Source organism: Paraliobacillus salinarum, assembly GCF_014083865.1.
GTDB lineage: Bacteria > Bacillota > Bacilli > Bacillales > Amphibacillaceae > Paraliobacillus > Paraliobacillus salinarum.
Genome location: NZ_JACEFA010000006.1, coordinates 131,312 through 150,650 on the forward strand (window position 1 = coordinate 131,312; position 19,339 = coordinate 150,650).

The following is a 19,339-nucleotide window of genomic DNA, read 5'->3' on the forward strand; positions in this document are numbered from 1 at the left end:
GTGTGCAATAAAAAAGGGATTATACCATAGGCTTGATGAATTAATGAAGCCTAGGTATAATCCTTTTTTATGCTAATGCCGCTTGAATATCTGCTTCTATTTCTTCAGGTTTTGTCTTTGGGGCATAGCGTTTTAATACATTTCCTTCTTTGTCGATAAGAAATTTAGTGAAATTCCATTTTACTTGATCGGTGAGAACGCCAGGAGCTTCTTTTGTAAGAAATTGAAATAATGGATGTGCGTTTTTTCCATTGACATCAATTTTACTAAACATCGGAAAAGTAACACCATAGTTTAGCTGGCAGAAAGAACTGATTTCGTCATCTGAACCAGGTTCTTGGTTCATGAATTGATTACTCGGAAAGCCGAGAACTTCAAAGCCATCTTGTTGGTATTTATCATAAAGTTGTTGTAATCCTTCATATTGAGGGGTGAAGCCACACTTACTAGCTGTATTAACAATTAACAGTACATTTCCTTGATAATCTGCTAAAGTTTTATCCTCACCAGAAATCGTTTTAACTTCATAATTATAAACAGTCACTATTTAAAATCTCCCTCCGTCTATGTTACTAACAAGATAGCAGTACGGGTATTTAATGTCAAAGTAAAAGGCTTGTATCATCATGTTAAAATACATGCGTTTTTTGATTTATGATCACTATTTTTTAAAAAAACCAAAAAGTTATTTGTTCTAAGTTACCGTGTTTGGTATTTTTTGAACTATACGGTAACTTAAAATCGTTTTAAGTACTCGGAATAACAATTAATCTCCTTGAACGGTAACTTAAACGCGTCTTAGGTTACCGAAATTAGCAATAACTCCATGAAACGGTAACTTAAAACCGTTTTAAGTTACCGATAACGTGCATAATCATCTCGGACGGTAACTTAGAAGCATTTTAAGTTACCGTTATAGCCTCTAATGGCCGTAAACGGTAACTTAGGTCTGCTAGTTGTACAAAAAAGCCGCTACGTAATGCAGCGACTTATCTAATGATCAAATTTATATAGCTGTTGAAACATTATCTTCTTCTTCGATTTGTTGCAATCTTGCTTGGATGTCTGCATCTGTTAGACCGTGTTCTTTCACATACATATTTCTTGGAGATACACGACAATCATGTGTGCAGCCACGCATGTATTTATGTTCATTTTCTTCTGAACATAAAATTTGTTTGTTACATTCAGGATTAGCGCAATTCACGTAACGTTCGCATGGTTTTCCGTCAAAATAATCTTTCCCTACGATGACATGTTCCTTGCGATTGATTGGTACGCTAATACGCTCATCAAACACATACATTTGTCCATCCCAAAGTTCGCCTTGCACTTCAGGATCTTTACCGTACGTAGCAATACCTCCGTGTAGTTGGTTTACATCTTCAAATCCTTGTTCAACTAACCAACCAGAGAATTTTTCACAACGTATGCCACCAGTGCAGTACGTTAAGATTTTTTTATCTTCAAATTGCTCTTTGTTCTGTTCAATCCATTCTGGTAATTCACGGAATGTATGAATATCTGGACGAATCGCGCCACGGAAATGACCTAAATCATATTCGTAGTCGTTTCTCGCATCAATAACAACAGTGTTTTCATCACGCATTGCTTCATAAAATTCTGTAGGTGTTAAATAATTACCAGTCGTCTCTTTAGGATTAATATCATCTTCTAATCGAAGGGTTACTAATTCTGGACGAGGGCGAACGTGCATTTTTTTAAAAGCGTGTCCATCTGCTTCATCTACTTTAAACATCATGTCAGCAAAACGTGGATCATTGTGCATTGCTTCCATATATTTATTCGTCGCTTCAACTGTACCAGAAACTGTACCATTCATTCCTTCTTCAGCTACAAGAATACGACCTTTTAATCCTAACTCATTACAAAAAGCTAGATGCTCTTTCGCATAGCCTTCTGGATCTTCCATGTGTACATAATTGTAATACAGTAATACTTGATACTTTTCCATTTTGGTATACCACCTATTCATTCGTATTTGCAAGATACGCGTGTAGGGGTGCAAATATTTTGCATGTCTCTTGCAAACAAATATTATACAAAAAAACAATCGTTTTAGCAACTTAATGGTATATAAACTATAAAAATGGAATAAAGCTATAATTTTTAAGTATTCTTTCCAGCCTAGACGGTTGATTTTCTAAGAAAAAAATAGTACATTTGTATTGTGAAAGCAATTGGAAGTAGTATAATTCTTTACGGTCTCTTCACAATAAGGGTGTAAAGGTAATACTATGCATTCCATTACTTTTGTAGTTTTATTGTAAGGAGGTCGATGAGCATGACAGGAACAGTAAAATGGTTTAATGCAGATAAAGGTTTCGGATTCATCGAACGTGAAGACGGTGACGATGTATTCGTACACTTTTCAGCAATTCAAGCTGAAGGTTTCAAAACGTTAAACGAAGGTCAAACAGTTGAATTCGAAATTGTCGAAGGCGACCGCGGACCACAAGCGGCTAACGTTGTAGCTCAATAAGCTTAAACAAACTTCAAAAGGTGCATCTCTTGTAATTAGAGATGCACCTTTTTTTCATTGTGATAAAATTGATGTTAGAGAAGCTTTTGTTTAGAGGAGAGATAGCATGAATGAACGCGATGAACAAGTAATTAAATATTATCAAGAGCAAGAAAGAGAAATGATTTTACTATTTGCACAGTGGTGTATCAATCATAAATTAGATCCAAAAGCAGTTTATCAAGAAGCATATCCGATGCAGCCGATAAACGAACTATTAGAAGAAGTTTTAGAAGATACTGTCGATGCAAATGAATCAGATATCATTGACCATGAATTACTTTTGCAAGTGCTACAAGTATTTGGTAATGATGACTTAGCATTTGTTGTAGCTGAGTATAGTCAAAAAATGAAGAAGTAAATAAACAAATGGAAGGTATAGTATAAAAGGGGAAACGAAATGAACTGGACCATAAAAACGTTTGGACAATTAACAAGTAAGCAGTTATATAAAATACTACAAGCGCGTGTCGATGTCTTTGTAGTGGAACAGAATTGTCCATATCGAGAAATCGATGATATTGATCAAGAATCAATTCATTTTTTTATAGAAGAACAAGATAAAATTGTTGCTTATGCACGAATTATACCAAAAGGTTTATTGTATGATAGTGCTTCAATTGGACGTATTTTAGTACATAAAGATTATCGCAAGCATGGATATGGTCGTAAGCTACTTCAAGCATGTATTGATTGGGTTGAAGAGAATTGGAATGAGAAGGATATCATTTTACATGCGCAAGTATATTTACGTGAATTTTATCGTTCATTTGGTTTTGCAGAAATAACGGAATCCTATTTAGAAGACGGTATTCCGCATGTAGAAATGCTTCGTAGTACACTTGTTTCCAATAAAAAATCTGTTGAAAGCTAATCGCATTGGTTATACTAATCATGCCTCAAAAATTGAATGAGGGAGGCAGGATCAATGTTAACAAATCAACAGATTGATTTATTTAAAAAACAGTTAATACAGCAAAAGCAAGAAACCGAGGCTCATTTAGCTGATCATTATGGTATAACAATTGCGCAAGTGAATGAATCGGTTGGGGAGTTATCAAATTATGATAATCACCCAGGTGATACAGGCACAGAATTATTTGAAAGAGAAAAAGACATTGCCTTAAACAAGCATAGTGAAACAGAATTAGCAGCAATCAATCAGGCCCTAGAAGCAATTGAGCAAGGAACGTATGGTCAATGTTCCGTCTGCCATATCGACATACCGATAGAACGGCTAGAAGTATTACCAACCACGTTGTACTGTGTCAATCATACAAATGAACAAACGGTTGAGCGCACGCGTCCAGTGGAAGAAGATATTCTTGATAGCGATATCAGTAGAGATGATGAAGATGATACCACCATGTTTGATGCAGAAGATGCGTGGCAACGTGTAAGCATTTACGGATCATCTGAAACTCCATCAGACTTTTATAATACAGAAAAAACATATCAAGATATGTTTTTTGATTCTGATGAGCAAGTTGGAAGTGTAGAGGAATTAGAAGGATTTTTATTAAGTGACAGTGAAGGAAAATTTATCGGTGTGAATGAACAACACGAACACTATGAAGATTATTTAGACGATCAAGATGTGAATTCAATACTATATGATTGAAAAAACGAAGTAAGAGTTTCCTTTTGGATACTCTTGCTTCTTACGTTTGAAACGTTTTAACATGGAAGTACGTACATAAACATAAGGAATCAAAAGGAGGAATAAAACATGAATGAAGCTCAAGGGTGTGTCAAGTGTGGTAGTATGGATGCTGCGCAAAAAGAAGTAGCGATGTCAGGAACAGGTTTATCGAAAATGTTTGATGTACAGCATAATCAATTTCTTGTTGTATACTGTCAAAACTGTGGTTACTCGGAATTTTACAATAAAGAAAGTTCAGCAGGAAGCAATATTTTTGATTTATTTTTCGGTTAATATATTTAATAATGAAACGGCACTGCAAAGAGATATCTGCAGTGCCGTTTATCTATATAAAATTCTATTTGGAATAGAAAGAAGGTCTATCCCAAATAGAATGTTTTATTGATTAGATGTATGAAGCTACACGTCATCTGAAATATAGTTATCTTCTTTTTTTAAAAAATTCCATAGTGGAGAAAACGCTCCACTATGAAAATGAATCTTTATTGCTGTGTTGTTTCTTCTTGTTGCTTCGTTAAGGTAAGAGTTGTTTCTTGTTTCTCCCCGTTACGATAATAAGTTAAATTAACCTCATCACCAATACTGGTTTCGGAATATAAGAATTCTTTTAGATCCATCATGGATGCAATTTCTTTATCGTTAATTTTAGTAATCACGTCGTAACGTTTTAGACCAGCTTGGTTAGCAGCAGATCCTTGTTGTACTTCTGCGATGACAACACCATTTGTTACTTCTTCACTTAGTTGTAGCGTTTCTTTCATGTGACGTTCTGGCACAGTAGAAAGTGCCACTGCGCTAATTCCGATAAATGGTCGTGAAACTTGTCCATTTGTCTCTAATTGTTCAATGACTGGTTTTGCATCATCAATTGGGATAGCAAAGCCAATTCCTTCTACAGCTTGTAATGCGATTTTCATCGAGTTAATGCCAACAACTTCACCATTACTGTTAACTAACGCACCACCGCTATTACCAGGATTAATTGCAGCATCTGTTTGAATTACTTCGGTTGTCCAATCTGCAATACCATCTCCATTTAAATCTACTTCTACGGATCGCTCTAAACCACTAATGATGCCTTTTGTTACAGAGCCTGCAAATTCTGTTCCTAATGGATTTCCGATTGCAATTGCTGTTTCTCCAACAACTAAATCAGAAGAAGATCCTAATTTAGCAACCGTATCTACTTTTTCACCATCAATGGTTAATACAGCTAAGTCTGTTAATTCATCTGAGCCTAGTAATTGTGCATCAACACTTTCCCCGTTTGGTAATGTGACCTCTAATGCATTTGCTTCTGCGACTACGTGATGGTTTGTTACTATATAAGCCTTTCCGTCTTCCTTTTTATAAATTACACCCGAACCGTTTCCAGCTTGGGAGGATTCACTCCATAAATCCGCTGTTTGAATGTTAGAAACACCGACAACAGCTTCCCCTACATTAGTTAACTTATCAGAGGTTATGCCACCTTCATTGGTTGATGTTTGAATAACATTACTTGTTTCCGCATTATCCGAATTACCTGCGTCCATTGTTTGGTCAGTATCAATTGGTATAATGCCAGTAAATAATAAAATAAACCCTAAAATAGCGACAGTAATTCCACCTGCCAAACTACTTAAAAACAATGCCCAACGATTTTGTTTCGGTGGCTGTTGATTGGAATAAGTATTCGACTGTAATAATTCCTCTTTTGCTGCGGCTTGTTCATCTACAGTTGTGTGTTCCTCGGTGTTATTATATGGTTGTTCATCTGAATGTTCTTGATTATTGTGATCATCTTGATAACTCATCTGTTCATACCACCTTTCTTTTGCTATGTTGTAACTCTTTCTTGTATAACTTATTATAGATAGTAGGTTTGGCAGGTTTTCGGTACAATTGTGGAAAAAGTATGTAATCTATGCAATTAGGCATTTCATTATTAATATGCGAAAATAAGTGTAATAAGGAGGGGATAACAATGAATTATAGTATTTTTATTGTTGAAGATGATCCCAATATACGTGACATTGTGTCTGCTTATTTAAATAAAGAAGGTTATAAAGTTTCCATGGCAGATAATGCAGAAGACGCGTGGGAATTAACGAGAGAACAAACACCAGATATGTGGATTTTAGATATTATGCTTCCGGGTATGGATGGCTACGAGTTATGCAAAAAAATTAGGCAAAAGAGTGAAGTGCCGATTATCATTATTTCAGCAAAAGATGAAGAAGTAGATAAAATTCTCGGTTTGGAGCTAGGTAGTGATGATTATTTAACAAAACCATTTAGCCCAAGAGAATTAGTTGCTCGTGTAAAACGTTTATTCAAGAGAGTAGATCATTCTATTGTTGTTAATGAACAGCCTACCAATGATACGTATGAATTAGGAGAGTTGAAACTTCACGTAGAAGGTAGAAGAGTTTTTTGGAAAGAACAAGAAGTAGAAGTGACTGCAAAGGAATTTGAAATGCTACACATTTTAATTCGTAACCAAAATCGAGCTTTTGCACGTGATGAATTGCTTTCATTAATTTGGGGAGAAGATTATTTTGGTAGTGATCGCGCCGTTGATGATTTAATTAAACGATTGCGCAAAAAGCTAGACGGATTACCGATTGAAACCGTTTGGGGCTATGGGTATCGGTTGAGCAATGTAAATGAGGCTACCGAATGAAATTACAAACGCAAATAACGATTGCTTTTACAACTTTACTAATTATCATTATGTCGATTGTATCCATTATGATCTATTCTTTGATATTGGACGTATTGATTAAGAATGAACGGGAGCAATTACAGGAAAAAGGCGATATTCTTATTCAATTTTTAATGAGCGAAGTAAATATTAATAATTTTGGGCAATTGTTCGGTGATGAGTCACTACAATTGTTTATTTATGATGGGAATACAGATCAAGTTGTATTAAGTACACTTCCAGAAAATCTAATACAATATTGGATGGAAAATTATGATATTTCCGAGTACGATCAGCCGCTATGGAAGGCAGGGAATGAACGTTTTGTTGTTTCCATTTTGCCTATTTATCCAGATTTGTTGGATCAAGAGCTAGTTCTAGTTACACCATTAGATGATTTACAAGAAGTGCAAAGAGAATTATTTGGTAGGTTAATCCTTGTATTTTTAATCGGTATTGGAATAATTAGTATACTAAGCCACTACTTAACAAAAAGATTGGTCACCCCTTTAACGAAATTGAAATATCAGTTGAAAAAAATCGAAAAAAGAAAATTTGATGACGTACAGCGGGTAAAAGCAAGTGGGGAAATCAAAGAGGTTGAGCAAAGTGTATATGATATGGCGAATGAACTTAATCGTTATATCCAATCACAGCATCACTTCTTCCAAAATGCGAGTCATGAGTTAAAAACACCATTAATGACGATCCAAGGTTATGCAGAGGGAATTCGCGATGGTGTATTCGAAGGTGAAGCATCTGAACGTGGCTTAGAGTTAATCGTTGCAGAGATCAGCCGTTTGAAAAAAATAATTAATGAAATGATTTTACTAGCTAAACTAGATAGTGAAGAAAACATATATAAAGAAGAAACAGTTAAAGTTTCTGATGTAATTATCTCTACTGTTGATCGTGCGTTACCAATCGCTAGTGAAAAACAAGTAGAAGTTACACATGTTGTAGAGAATGATGCAGCTCTATTTGTGGATACAGAGAAATTGCTGCGAGCAATGATGAATATCGTTTCCAATGGTGTAAGGCATGCGAAATCGCACGTAGAAATAAGAGCATTTGTAGAAAATAAGCAAGTGAAAATTACAGTAGAAGATGACGGGGAAGGCATTGATCAAGAAATGATGCCGCAACTTTTTCAACGTTTTATAAAAGGGAAAAATGGAGAAACTGGATTAGGGTTAGCTATTTCACGCGCCATAATTGAAAGATCAAATGGTTCGATCTCTGTGGGTCAATCAAAACTAGGTGGTGCACAGTTTACTATTACATTTCCTTTTCACTAAGTATGTGATTTTATAGGATAATTTTTTGAAAAATAATTGCTAACTCAAAAACTTTGTGATATAATTTTTTAGTTATTGAGTAAATGGAACGTACTAGAAAGAGGAGTTGAAAGAGGGATGCAATTAAGAGAAGATGTTCGTAACATTGCGATTATTGCGCACGTTGACCATGGTAAAACAACATTAGTTGACCAATTGTTACGTGATTCTGGAACATTTCACGAGCATGAACAAGTAGATGAGCGTGCAATGGATTCCGGTGATATAGAAAAAGAACGTGGTATTACAATTTTAGCAAAGAACACAGCAATTAATTACAACGATACACATATTAATATCCTTGATACACCAGGACACGCAGATTTTGGTGGGGAAGTTGAACGAATTATGCGTATGGTTGATGGTGTGTTGCTAGTAGTTGATGCGTATGAAGGCTGTATGCCACAAACACGCTTTGTATTGAAGAAAGCATTAGAACAAAAATTAACACCTGTAGTTGTATTGAATAAAATCGATCGTCCAAATGCTCGCCCGAATGAAGTGATCGATGAAGTACTAGACTTATTTATCGAACTAGGTGCGGATGATACACAGTTAGAATTTCCGGTTGTTTATGCTTCTGCATTAAATGGTACATCTGGAGAAGAACCAGAAGAGCAAGAAGAGTCTATGGAAGCTGTATTCAAAACTATTCTTAGTCATATTCCTGCTCCAGCAGATAATTCACAGGATCCGCTACAATTTCAAGTAACACTACTTGATTATAATGACTACCTTGGTCGTGTAGGAATTGGTCGTATTTTCCGAGGAACAATTAAAGTTGGACAACAAGTAGCTTTGATGAAAAAAGATGGTACGGTTAAAAATTTCCGCGTAACAAAACTATTTGGTTTTATTGGCTTAAAGCGAATTGAAATACAAGAAGCTAAAGCCGGTGATATTATCGCGTTGTCAGGTATGGAAGATATTAACGTTGGTGAGACAGTATGTCCTGTCGATCATCAAGAAGCTTTGCCGATCTTGCGAATTGATGAACCTACACTTCAAATGACGTTTGTAGTAAATAATAGTCCATTTGCAGGTAAAGAAGGAAAGTTTGTTACTTCTAGAAAGATAGAAGAACGATTATTAACACAACTTGAAACAGATGTAAGTTTAAGAGTAGAGCAAACAGAATCTCCTGATGCATGGATTGTTTCTGGACGAGGCGAGTTACACTTATCTATTCTTGTAGAAAATATGCGTCGTGAAGGCTATGAATTACAGCTTTCTAAACCGCAAGTTATTATTAAAGAAATAGATGGAGTACAGTGTGAGCCTGTCGAGCGTGTACAGGTAGACGTTCCTGAAGAACATACGGGTGCGGTAATGGAATCATTAGGTTCACGTAAAGGTGAAATGCTTGATATGGTCAACCAAGGAAATGGACAAGTACGTATGGAGTTCCATATTCCGTCACGTGGTTTGATTGGTTACTCTACAGAGTTTATGACTCAGACTAGAGGATATGGAATTATCAATCATACGTTTGATTCGTATAAACCGATGGTGAAGGGAGCTGTCGGAGGTCGACGTCAAGGCGTATTAGTGGCATTGGAAAATGGTAAAGCATCAACTTACGGTATTATGGGCTTAGAAGATCGTGGTACAATTTTTGTTGAGCCTGGTACAGAAGTTTATGCAGGAATGATTGTTGGCGAACACAACAGAGAAAATGATCTTACTGTAAACATTACAAAAGAAAAGCATTTAACTAACGTGCGTTCAGCAAACAAAGATCAAACTTCTACGATTCGTAAGACGAGAACATTAACCCTTGAAGAAGCGATTGAATATTTAGATGACGATGAATATTGTGAAGTAACACCAGAATCGATTCGTTTACGTAAAAAGATATTAAACAAAAACGAACGTGAAAAAGCAGCAAAAAAGAAAAAATAATTTGATATTAAAGAAGAAGTCAGTGAATTTATTCACTGACTTTTTTTGTTCTTAACAAACTGTTAATTGCTTTTAACGAAAATAAATAATAGCGATATGGACCGAATAAATACCAAAAAGATAATTTAAGGATAATAATTTGGTCAAAATAATTGTAAAATAACCAAAAAATTAAGAGAGTATTAAAAATGTGGTTAAAATCAGAATCAGTGATCATTTTTTTAAAGACCAGTAAAATAATAGCTCTACACCTTATTTGAAAATTTAGCAGAAATGATTGACAGAAAATACGTTAGCGCATAGAATATTGGAGTAGGGTTAGTTTTTTGCCCTTGAGCAAAACTTTGATATTAAAACAATAATATAATTTTATAAAAAAGGAGTTAGAGAGAATGATTCAATCGCTTGCAGATTTAAATCCAATTCTTTTAGCGTTATTGGCAACGTTGTTTACGTGGGGATGTACTGCACTTGGCGCGTCTTTTGTTTTTTCAACAAAAAAAGCAAATCCACTTGTGTTTGATAGTATGCTTGCATTTGCTGGTGGTGTCATGATCGCAGCTAGTTTTTGGTCGTTATTAGCACCGGGAATTGAAATGGCTGAAGCACAAGGTGTACCAGCATATCTTCCGGCAGCAGTTGGTTTCTTGTTAGGTGGACTATTTTTGCTGTTAGTAGATAAAATCTTACCGATGATTAATGATGAGCTATATTTCAAAGAGATTGCTGATCGAAAAGCCAAGCACCGCACAGCTATGTTAATTTTTTCTATTACTATGCACAATATCCCTGAAGGTTTAGCAGTCGGTGTTGCATTTGGTGCATTAGCTTCCGACTTCTCAACAACTTCTCTAGCTGGCGCCGTAGCATTAGCGTTAGGGATAGGGATACAAAATATTCCGGAAGGTACGGCTGTATCTATTCCTTTACGTAGAGAAGGAATGAGTGCGAAGAAAAGCTTTTTCTATGGTCAGTTCTCAGGAATGGTTGAGCCGATTTCTGCGGTTATCGGAGCGGTAGCGGTGATATTTATTGAACCATTATTACCTTATGCATTAAGCTTTGCTGCTGGTGCAATGATTTTTGTAGTGGCAAAAGAGGTAATACCAGGGTCGCAAGAAAGAGGCCATATTCAATTAACAACGATGAGTTTAATGGTAGGCTTTGTTGTTATGATGATCTTAGATGTTGCTCTTGGATAAAAAGTAAAAGTCCCATTCAATTGAAGTTCATGATGTGACCCCAAAAGTTAGATTTTCACTCTAACTTTTGGGGTGCAGTACATCAACTTGAATAGGACTTTTTTTTATATTTCTCGACGCATTGCTTTTAGTATATCAATCTTTGTTGCCTTTTTAGCTGGTCTTGAGCCAGAGATGACGGTGACAACTAAGCAAATAACAACAGCAATAATAACTAATGTTACCGGTATCGCTGAGAACTTAAACCCTTCAGGCAACTCTTCTTGGAAAGCTGCTTCGATTACTAATGGAACAACAAAATTCACAAATAAGCTAATCAGATAAGCGATAATTGTTCCTATGGCGGCTCCAAGAAGGCCAATAAAGCTGCTCTCTAATGAAAATATCCGTTTAATTACTTTAGGGTTAGCGCCGATTGCTTTCATAATGCCAATGTCAGGTGCGCGTTCTGTTACGGCCATCGTCATGGTATTGTATATTCCAATCGAGGCAATTAATATTGCAATTGTACCTATAAAAATGAGACCGGCCTTCGCGATTGTAAACATCATATTTAATTGACTTAGCGAACTGGCTGCTGAGTAAACAAGGTAATGCTTTTCCTCTAATTTTTCAGTTAATGTTTGTACTTGTTCAAGGGAATAAGAATGAACGGTTACATTGGAGTAATTATTATCCTTATCTTGTAACTGATTATCTACAGGCACAGTTAGCTGTCCATTTGGGGTTTTTGTATATTGTTCTATCTCATGTAATAATGATTCCGATATTCTTACTTCCGTATCCATCATCCACTCACGAGTTGGTTTCTCAATAATACCAGCAATGGTTACTGGGATATCTTTCGTTTCTTCTGCTCCATCTTCATTCATTCGTGTAATTGTCATTGAAAATGTTTGTCCAATAATTTCTTTTTTGTATTGATAAGCTTCTTTTAACTCGCCTTTTTCGTTATATAACTTCTCATTTTGTTTTTCATCTGAAGGAAATAATTGAGTAGCAAAATGATATCCAACGAGAACTTCATTTTTTTCAGATGGAAAAGTTCCGTCTTTTAAGGGAATCCCTACGTCTTGCTCTGCTTTAAAGTCTACCGCCATAGCGCCAGTGTCTAATTGATAATTATCGATAGAAAAAGTAGTTGTCTGCTCTATATACGACTGAAATGTAACTGATTTGACATTGTCAAATTTTCTAAGATCCTTTATATCTTTTTCGGTAATCGGTTGGTACTTGTCTCCTTTTTCTATGCCTTGTACACTAATTTCATTAATTGTGTCTTGTTGCAAGATGTCTTTCACAAATGTTTGGTGAAGACCGAATGGAACAGAAGCAATAACGATTAGAAAGGCACACCCCATTGCAGTTGCTAATACCGTCATAAATACGCGCATTTTGTTTTTCTTCATATTTTGTTTTACAAAACGAAACTGATCCTTCATTCTCATTGGGATACACTTCCTTCCATTATCCTGCCATCTCGAATTTCTATGACTCGGTTGCCAATGCTAGCTACTTCTTCGTCATGTGTGATAATTAAAAAAGTTATTCCCAATTCTTGATTTAGTTGTTGAATGAACCCTAATAGGTCAGCTTCTGTTTCGCTATCTAAGCTTCCGGTTGGCTCATCTGCTAGAATAATCGGAGGGTTTAATACTAGGGCTCTAGCGATACTAACGCGTTGTTGCTGCCCCCCTGATAATTCACTTGGATAATGTGTGTGATAATTTAGCAGACCTACTCTTTCTAAAGTTTCTCGCGTAATTTCTGCTCTTTTTACTTCATCAATCCCTTTTAAAATCAATGGCAGTTCAACATTTTGATAAGCAGTCATACTAGGGATCAATTGAAAGTTTTGAAAAATAAATCCAATATGATTTAGGCGAAAATCCGCAAAATCCGCTTCGTTTAGTTTTGTTACTTCTTTTTGATTAATCCAAACGTGTCCTTTACTTGGACGCATAAACCCGCCGATTAAATTTAATAGTGTCGATTTTCCTGATCCGCTTTTTCCTACAATTGTTACAATCTCTTTCTGATGTATCGAAAGTGATACATCATGAAGTACTGGGATCGTTGTTTTATCACCTTTCTTACCTAATTCAAAATAATGAGATAGATCTTTGATTTGTATCATTTTTTCCTCCTGCTTTTTGTTCTTAATAATAAAGACGAAGAAAGGAGAGAAAAAATCTCATCTTTTTGCAAAATAAAATAATAAAAAAACTAGGTAGCGAAAAGGCTACCTAGTTTATAAATAACTATGATTAGTTATCGCGGCGAATTTCGTCTAGTTTTTCCTTGCGAAAGCCACCAGCGATATCCGCTTGTTTAAATGCACGATTATAACTTACTTCTTGTGCATCAGATAATTCTACACCGGTTTTTTTGGTTGGTTGATATTGTTGCTTGCGTGCCATATGTTAAATACATCCTTTCATAATTTTGATTGGTTGTGTATGGCTATAAATTATTTATTCCCGGTGAGCTATCGTATTAAACATGCTATATTTTATTTTTTCACCCCATAATGTTATATCCACCATCAACGTGTAATACTTCTCCCGTTATACCGCTAGAAAGAGGACTTAACAACATTAAAGTCGCTTTTCCTACTTCTTCTTGTGTTACATTTCGTTTTAATGGTGCTTTTTCTTTTGTATCTTTAAGCATTTTCTTAATGGTTGGTACACCTTGAGAGGCTAATGTTCTAATTGGACCAGCAGAAATCGCATTAATACGAATATTATCTGGTCCTAAATCAAGTGCTAAATGCTTACAAGTGGATTCCAACGCTGCTTTCGCTACACCCATAACTTTATAACCATCAAGGACACGTTCAGCCCCTAATGCACTCATCGTTACAATCGATGCTCCGGTGTTTAAATAAGGACGTGCTTCTCTAGCAACTGCAATTAATGAGTAAGCACTTGTGTCTTGAGCAAAAGCATAACCATTTCTCGTTGTTTCAATAAAGTCATTTTGCAGGTCTTCTCCATGAGCAAAAGCAATGGCGTGAACAATACCATCAAATGTCCCTATTTTTTGATTAAGGCTTGAAAAAGCTTGTTTAATACTCTCATCTTCATTTACATCACAGGGAACTACCGTTGCATCAGTCATTCCTTCTTGTTCTAACAGGTTTGAAAGTTTTTGATAAGAGCGTTCTTTTCGATAAGTAAAAGCAAGTTTAGCTCCAGCTTGGTGTAACACTTTTGCTACTCCCCAAGCTAAGCTACGTTCGTTTGCTACGCCCATAATTAAAATGGATTTGTTTTTTAATTGTATTAAATCATTCATCATGTATTCTCCTTACTTAAATTGATCGATTAATTGTTCTAACTGCATAAATAATGCTGGTGTAGAAGTCGAAGAGAGGTTTGTCTTTAGACTTTTATAAATCTCTTGGTAATACCATTGTTGATCTTCTTTACTACTGTTAAAGTGTTTCCAAATATCAACACCTAATGCTTGTTCATTTTCTATGATGGAACGAAGATTGTCAATCTTATCTGCGCATACAACAAGTCTAGCTTCTAGTGGTGCTTCTACTAGGTGTTTAATCGTATGTTTTTTTCTTTCTACCCAAGGTTTGGTTTTATCTGGTTCGGTAGCAACGGATACCAGTTGTGCAATTTGATGACCGAATAGATTAGATATTTCTCCAATAGTGCCATCTGTGTCTTCAACTACATCATGTAATAACCCTGCTATGACTATGTCATCATCATATCCTTCTTCCTTCAAAAGCATAGCTACACGATAAGGATGTACGATGTATGGTGCGCCATCTACTTTTCTTACCTGTCCTTCGTGTTTCTTTGTTGCATATGTGATCGCTCGGGCCAATTTATCAGCTAACATTAGAATCACCTCATCTTTTCTATTATAATTATAACTTGAATGATTTGTATTAATAAAGTAATCGTTTCATAATCGACTATCTTTTCCATAGTGAAATTGATAAAATATGAGCGACAGATACTATTTTTTAAAAAAAGAATGGGCAAAGGTGGGCGTAATGATGCAAATAGAAGTAATTGTTCAAAATGCAGAAGAAGCAAAAGAAGCAGAATTATTAGGTGCTGATCGCTTGGAATTAGTATCAGCAATAAGTGAAGGTGGATTAACTCCAAGCTACGGTACAATTAAGCAAGTGTTGCAACAAGTAAATATTCCAGTGCAAGTAATGATACGTCCACATAGTCATCATTTTTATTATGATGAGGCCGATTTATCTATTATTATAGAAGACGTAAAAAATGTAATGAACCTAGGTGGAAATCGAATTGTTTTCGGTGCGTTAAATCGAGACAATACAATCAATCAACAAGCATTAGATAAATTAGTCGAGTCTTCACCAGAATTGAATATTACTTTCCATCGAGCATTTGATGAAGTAGCATCTCAAAAGGATGCTTATCATATATTGGTACGATATGCTGACCAAGTAAAAAGAATCCTAACGTCAGGCGGAGCAGCGACGTGTAAACAAGGTAAGGCCGAATTAAACGGATTAGTGAAACTAGCGAGTGAACTAAATGGCCCTGAGATCTTAGCTGGAAGTGGATTAGATGTTACAAATATTGCTGATCTACACGCTAATATTGGTGCATCACAATATCATTTTGGTAAAGCGGTACGCATCGACAATTCTTTTGCAAAAGGGTTTGATTATGACGTTTTTAATAAAGTAAAAGATATCTTAAAAGGATAGTATCTGCAAACAACGAATTACTTGCTACTTATTCCAGCGATGTAGAAAATATACTTGATCAAGGTGGTAAGTGAAATGAAAAAGCAATTTTTGATTTGTACATTAATCAGTTTATTGGCTGTCATACTACTTTCCTGCCAAAACAATGAAGCGGAATATCAAGTCGATGATCATACCAAACGCGGGAAGTCTAATCTTGAGCTAAAAGATGAGCTATTGAAAAAACAAAAAATTCAACTTGCCGCAGTTGGAGATCTATTAATTCATGATCGAGTTTATAATGATGCAAAAACCTCAGGTGGTTATGATTTTATACCGATGCTTGAAAATGTTGAGCCTTATTTAACCCGACCAACCATCACAACAGCGAATCAAGAAACAATGATTGGCGGGACTGAAATTGGTTTATCTTCTTATCCAAGCTTCAATAGCCCAGTAGAAGTTGGCGATGCATTAAAGGAAATTGGTGTTGATATTGTATCGCTTGCAAATAATCATACGTTAGATCGTGGTGAACAAGCCATTAAACGAGCTATTTCGCATTGGAATAAAATTAATATGCCATATGTTGGAGCTTATCAAAGCCAAGCGGATAGTGAAAAGATTAGAGTAATAAAGACGGAAGAAGATATTTCTTTATCTTTTTTAAGTTATACGTATGGAACAAATGGAATACCAACACCGAATGGCAAAGAATATCTTGTTAATCGCATTAATCGTAAAAAGCTTGCAGAAGATGTGCAAGAAGCGGATAAAATATCAGATGTTATTGTCTTGCAACTACACTTTGGAAACGAGTATGAACGAATGCCAAGCCAGTCTCAAAAGGAGCTTGTTCAGTATATTGCTGATTTAGGAGTTGATGTTATTTTCGGACATCATCCACATGTGTTACAACCGGTAGAATGGGTGGAGGGCGCTAATGGAAATCGCACGTTTGTTGCTTATTCATTAGGGAACTTTCTATCTGGTCAAGATGCTTTTTATCGTCGAATTGGTGGCATGGTTCAATTAACTATTGAGAAAAAGCAAAATGAAAATGAAGAAGCAATAATTGAGCTTACGGAACCAAAATTTTTGCCTACATTTGTTGATCTTGATATAGATTCTACTTCCGATTATTCCGTTGTTCCAATGTATAAATTAACTGATGAACTACTTAGAGATCATCAACAACACTATCAAGAAATAAAACAACATCTATCACAATGGATGCCCGAGCTATCATTTATAGAGGATTAATAGAGAAAAGATGCATGTGCAAACTTATATAGTAATAAGTTTTTCACATGCATCTTTTTTATGAAGAATCCTACTCGTTGTTTATTTTACTTGCAACGGTTTTAGTTGGACATCGATTTCTTCTTCTTTATAGTCACCCTGTATTAAAGCACAAGCGGTGTAAGCACCTTCGATAAATGCTGCATCAACAATTTTAATGTTTTTATCTGACATCTCACTAACCATATCCAAAGTCATTTTCGCACTACCTAAATCATAGAAACAATAGATTGTTTCTGCTGTTTGTTGATTAACAGCTGCTTCAATCTTTTCATAACTCGAACCAACTTCACCGTCATCTGTTCCACCAGCATAAGTAATGGAAACATCAGGAGCGCTTTCCTTTAATAATTGATAGGCTCCTTCAGCAATTTTATCTACATGTGAAGCAATGACAACGCCTAAGCTCATTTAAGTACCTCCTCAACAAGTGCTGTAAACAAGTAACCACTTGAAACAGCTCCAGGGTCTAATGCACCGATAGAACGTTCACCTACATAGGAGGCGCGCCCTTTTTTAGCTTGTAAAGGTTTCGTATCCTCGACCGCTTGATCAATGGTATCGTTTGAGAAGGTACCGTTCGTTAATGCTTCTGCGACTGGTGCCCATGCATCAACCATTGTTTTATCTTTAAGCTCTGCTTTCCCTCGCTGTTTAATTCCTTCTAGTCCAGCTTGAATGAGTTCAGGCAATTCTGTTGTTTCTTTAGCTGTTTTAGCCATCTGCATAAAAGCCGATCCATAGAGTGGGCCAGAAGCGCCGCCAACTTTACTGATTAACGCCATTGCTGTTGTCTTTAACACTTCTTCTGTTGTGGGATCTTCTAATTCATTGAGCTTTTCTTTAACGGCTTGAACACCACGGTACATATTTGATCCATGATCTCCATCTCCAATCGCTTGATCTAGATCACTAAGATATGCTTTGTTTTTTTCAATTTTTTCTTGAAAACATAAGATCCATCGTTGCGCTTGCTCTCCTGTTAATTCCATCTAACTTCCTCCTTTACCAGCTGACAACATGAACAGGTGCGTTAAGTGCATCAAGTCTAGAGCTGTCTTCTAAATCGATCAATGTTAATGATAGTCCTGCCATATCAATGGATGTCATGAAGTTTCCTACTTTTTTAAAAACGACTTCAACATTGTGGTTCTTCAATTCATTCACTACATCTTGATAAAATACATATAGTTCCATTAACGGAGTTGCACCTAAGCCATTAACAAGCAAGCCGATCTTCTTTGTTTCGTTTAAGTTATATTCTTTTACTAATTTTTCAACTAGTTCTTTGGAAATTTCACGGCTGGACTTTAACTGCTCTCGTCGATAACCCGGTTCACCATGAATTCCAACACCATATTCCATTTCGTCTTCATCTAATGTAAAGCCTGGTTTACCAACTTCGGGTACTGTTGCACCAGATAAAGCAACTCCTAATGTGTGAATGTCTTGAACAAGTGCATCGCCTATTTGTTTCAATTCCTGCAGTGTATGTCCATCACGTGCCAACTTACCTAATATCTTATGAACGAGTACGGTGCCAGCTACTCCTCGCTTACCAGCTGTATGCGTACTATTTTCCACTGCGATATCATCATCCACAAGAACAGAGTCAACTTCGATACCTTCCATTTCTGCAAGTTCTTTTGCCATATCGAAGTTCATGACGTCTCCGGTATAATTTTTAACAATCAGTAACACACCTTGTCCAGTGTCACTTGCTTTAATTGCTTCAAGAACCTGATCAGGTGTAGGTGAAGTAAACATTTCCCCAAGAACTGCTGAACGTAGCATGCCATCTCCTACAAATCCAGCATGGGCAGGCTCATGACCACTTCCACCACCAGAAACAAGTCCGACTGTTTGTGGTTTATCCTTTGCAACTACGACGTTTGTGTTGTCTATTGCTTCAATTAAATCATCGTGCGCCAATAGCATTCCCTTAAGCATATCTCCTACAACTTGACTTGCATCATTGATAATTTTCTTCATCTTCCTACCTCCTAGTA

Annotated in this window: 22 protein-coding genes; 11 read left to right on the forward strand and 11 right to left on the reverse strand. The window is 36.1% G+C overall.

The window, feature by feature from the left end; all coding sequences use genetic code 11:
* Positions 1 to 67 precede the first annotated feature (67 nt).
* Together HP569_RS08330 and trhO are read right to left on the reverse strand one after the other, a co-directional pair.
* The gene (locus HP569_RS08330) at positions 68 to 544 is read right to left on the reverse strand and encodes a glutathione peroxidase (RefSeq protein ID WP_182200708.1); all 477 of its coding nucleotides are present in this window, start codon (positions 542 to 544) and stop codon (positions 68 to 70) included.
* A 462-nt stretch (positions 545 to 1,006) separates the two neighbouring features.
* Positions 1,007 to 1,975: an oxygen-dependent tRNA uridine(34) hydroxylase TrhO gene (trhO, locus tag HP569_RS08335; RefSeq protein WP_182200709.1), complete on the reverse strand. Its 969-nt coding sequence runs from the start codon at positions 1,973 to 1,975 to the stop codon at positions 1,007 to 1,009.
* Positions 1,976 to 2,305: 330 nt separating this feature from the next.
* Between trhO and HP569_RS08340 the strand changes: the two genes are divergently transcribed.
* The 5 genes from HP569_RS08340 to HP569_RS08360 all read left to right on the forward strand — a co-directional run bounded on the left by HP569_RS08340 (position 2,306) and on the right by HP569_RS08360 (position 4,478).
* Complete coding sequence (locus tag HP569_RS08340) at positions 2,306 to 2,503, forward strand: cold-shock protein (RefSeq protein WP_090858418.1); 198 nt, start codon at positions 2,306 to 2,308, stop codon at positions 2,501 to 2,503.
* A gap of 106 nt (positions 2,504 to 2,609) precedes the next feature.
* The gene (locus HP569_RS08345) at positions 2,610 to 2,903 is read left to right on the forward strand and encodes a hypothetical protein (protein WP_182200710.1); all 294 of its coding nucleotides are present in this window, start codon (positions 2,610 to 2,612) and stop codon (positions 2,901 to 2,903) included.
* Between the two features lie 39 nt (positions 2,904 to 2,942).
* Positions 2,943 to 3,416, forward strand: a complete 474-nt coding sequence (locus tag HP569_RS08350; RefSeq protein WP_182200711.1) for a GNAT family N-acetyltransferase — start codon at positions 2,943 to 2,945, stop codon at positions 3,414 to 3,416.
* Between the two features lie 54 nt (positions 3,417 to 3,470).
* On the forward strand, positions 3,471 to 4,163 hold the full coding sequence (locus HP569_RS08355) for a TraR/DksA C4-type zinc finger protein (RefSeq protein ID WP_182200712.1): 693 nt from the start codon (positions 3,471 to 3,473) through the stop codon (positions 4,161 to 4,163).
* A 108-nt stretch (positions 4,164 to 4,271) separates the two neighbouring features.
* Entirely contained in the window at positions 4,272 to 4,478 is a 207-nt protein-coding gene (locus tag HP569_RS08360; RefSeq protein WP_182200713.1) for a zinc ribbon domain-containing protein, read from the forward strand.
* 209 nt (positions 4,479 to 4,687) lie between these two features.
* Here HP569_RS08360 and HP569_RS08365 read toward each other — a convergent pair whose 3' ends face one another.
* Positions 4,688 to 6,001, reverse strand: coding sequence for a S1C family serine protease (locus tag HP569_RS08365; protein WP_182200714.1), 1,314 nt, complete (start codon positions 5,999 to 6,001; stop codon positions 4,688 to 4,690).
* Positions 6,002 to 6,171: 170 nt separating this feature from the next.
* On the opposite strand from HP569_RS08365, the gene HP569_RS08370 reads away from it, so the two are divergent.
* The 4 genes from HP569_RS08370 (at position 6,172) to HP569_RS08385 (ending at position 11,332) form a co-directional block, all read left to right on the forward strand.
* Positions 6,172 to 6,870 (forward strand): response regulator transcription factor, encoded by a 699-nt coding sequence (locus HP569_RS08370; protein ID WP_182200715.1) that lies wholly within the window; start codon positions 6,172 to 6,174, stop codon positions 6,868 to 6,870.
* Positions 6,867 to 8,189 (forward strand): sensor histidine kinase, encoded by a 1,323-nt coding sequence (locus HP569_RS08375; protein WP_182200716.1) that lies wholly within the window; start codon positions 6,867 to 6,869, stop codon positions 8,187 to 8,189. Before HP569_RS08370 ends, HP569_RS08375 begins: the two co-directional genes overlap by 4 nt.
* 117 nt (positions 8,190 to 8,306) lie before the next feature.
* On the forward strand, positions 8,307 to 10,130 hold the full coding sequence (gene typA, locus HP569_RS08380) for a translational GTPase TypA (protein WP_182200747.1): 1,824 nt from the start codon (positions 8,307 to 8,309) through the stop codon (positions 10,128 to 10,130).
* A gap of 392 nt (positions 10,131 to 10,522) precedes the next feature.
* Positions 10,523 to 11,332: a ZIP family metal transporter gene (locus HP569_RS08385; protein WP_182200717.1), complete on the forward strand. Its 810-nt coding sequence runs from the start codon at positions 10,523 to 10,525 to the stop codon at positions 11,330 to 11,332.
* Positions 11,333 to 11,436: 104 nt separating this feature from the next.
* Here HP569_RS08385 and HP569_RS08390 read toward each other — a convergent pair whose 3' ends face one another.
* The 5 genes from HP569_RS08390 to HP569_RS08410 all read right to left on the reverse strand — a co-directional run bounded on the left by HP569_RS08390 (position 11,437) and on the right by HP569_RS08410 (position 15,196).
* Positions 11,437 to 12,780, reverse strand: coding sequence for an ABC transporter permease (locus HP569_RS08390; protein ID WP_182200718.1), 1,344 nt, complete (start codon positions 12,778 to 12,780; stop codon positions 11,437 to 11,439).
* A complete protein-coding gene (locus HP569_RS08395; RefSeq protein ID WP_182200719.1) occupies positions 12,777 to 13,469 on the reverse strand; it encodes an ABC transporter ATP-binding protein in 693 nt (230 codons plus the stop codon). The genes HP569_RS08390 and HP569_RS08395 overlap by 4 nt, the downstream gene beginning before the upstream one ends.
* 130 nt (positions 13,470 to 13,599) lie before the next feature.
* A complete protein-coding gene (locus HP569_RS08400; RefSeq protein WP_182200720.1) occupies positions 13,600 to 13,752 on the reverse strand; it encodes a YfhE family protein in 153 nt (50 codons plus the stop codon).
* 100 nt (positions 13,753 to 13,852) lie between these two features.
* Positions 13,853 to 14,632 (reverse strand): enoyl-ACP reductase FabI, encoded by a 780-nt coding sequence (locus HP569_RS08405; RefSeq protein WP_182200721.1) that lies wholly within the window; start codon positions 14,630 to 14,632, stop codon positions 13,853 to 13,855.
* Between the two features lie 12 nt (positions 14,633 to 14,644).
* A complete protein-coding gene (locus tag HP569_RS08410; RefSeq protein WP_182200722.1) occupies positions 14,645 to 15,196 on the reverse strand; it encodes an HD domain-containing protein in 552 nt (183 codons plus the stop codon).
* 160 nt (positions 15,197 to 15,356) lie between these two features.
* Between HP569_RS08410 and HP569_RS08415 the strand changes: the two genes are divergently transcribed.
* Positions 15,357 to 16,049 (forward strand): copper homeostasis protein CutC, encoded by a 693-nt coding sequence (locus HP569_RS08415; RefSeq protein WP_182200723.1) that lies wholly within the window; start codon positions 15,357 to 15,359, stop codon positions 16,047 to 16,049.
* A 75-nt stretch (positions 16,050 to 16,124) separates the two neighbouring features.
* Positions 16,125 to 17,291 (forward strand): CapA family protein, encoded by a 1,167-nt coding sequence (locus HP569_RS08420; RefSeq protein WP_182200724.1) that lies wholly within the window; start codon positions 16,125 to 16,127, stop codon positions 17,289 to 17,291.
* 81 nt (positions 17,292 to 17,372) lie between these two features.
* Here HP569_RS08420 and dhaM read toward each other — a convergent pair whose 3' ends face one another.
* The 3 genes from dhaM to dhaK are packed head-to-tail and all read right to left on the reverse strand — an operon-like array spanning position 17,373 to position 19,322.
* Positions 17,373 to 17,741, reverse strand: coding sequence for a dihydroxyacetone kinase phosphoryl donor subunit DhaM (dhaM, locus tag HP569_RS08425; RefSeq protein ID WP_182200725.1), 369 nt, complete (start codon positions 17,739 to 17,741; stop codon positions 17,373 to 17,375).
* On the reverse strand, positions 17,738 to 18,322 hold the full coding sequence (dhaL, locus tag HP569_RS08430) for a dihydroxyacetone kinase subunit DhaL (protein WP_182200726.1): 585 nt from the start codon (positions 18,320 to 18,322) through the stop codon (positions 17,738 to 17,740). The genes dhaM and dhaL overlap by 4 nt, the downstream gene beginning before the upstream one ends.
* Positions 18,323 to 18,335: 13 nt before the next feature.
* Complete coding sequence (gene dhaK, locus HP569_RS08435; protein ID WP_182200727.1) at positions 18,336 to 19,322, reverse strand: dihydroxyacetone kinase subunit DhaK; 987 nt, start codon at positions 19,320 to 19,322, stop codon at positions 18,336 to 18,338.
* Positions 19,323 to 19,339: the final 17 nt, after the last annotated feature.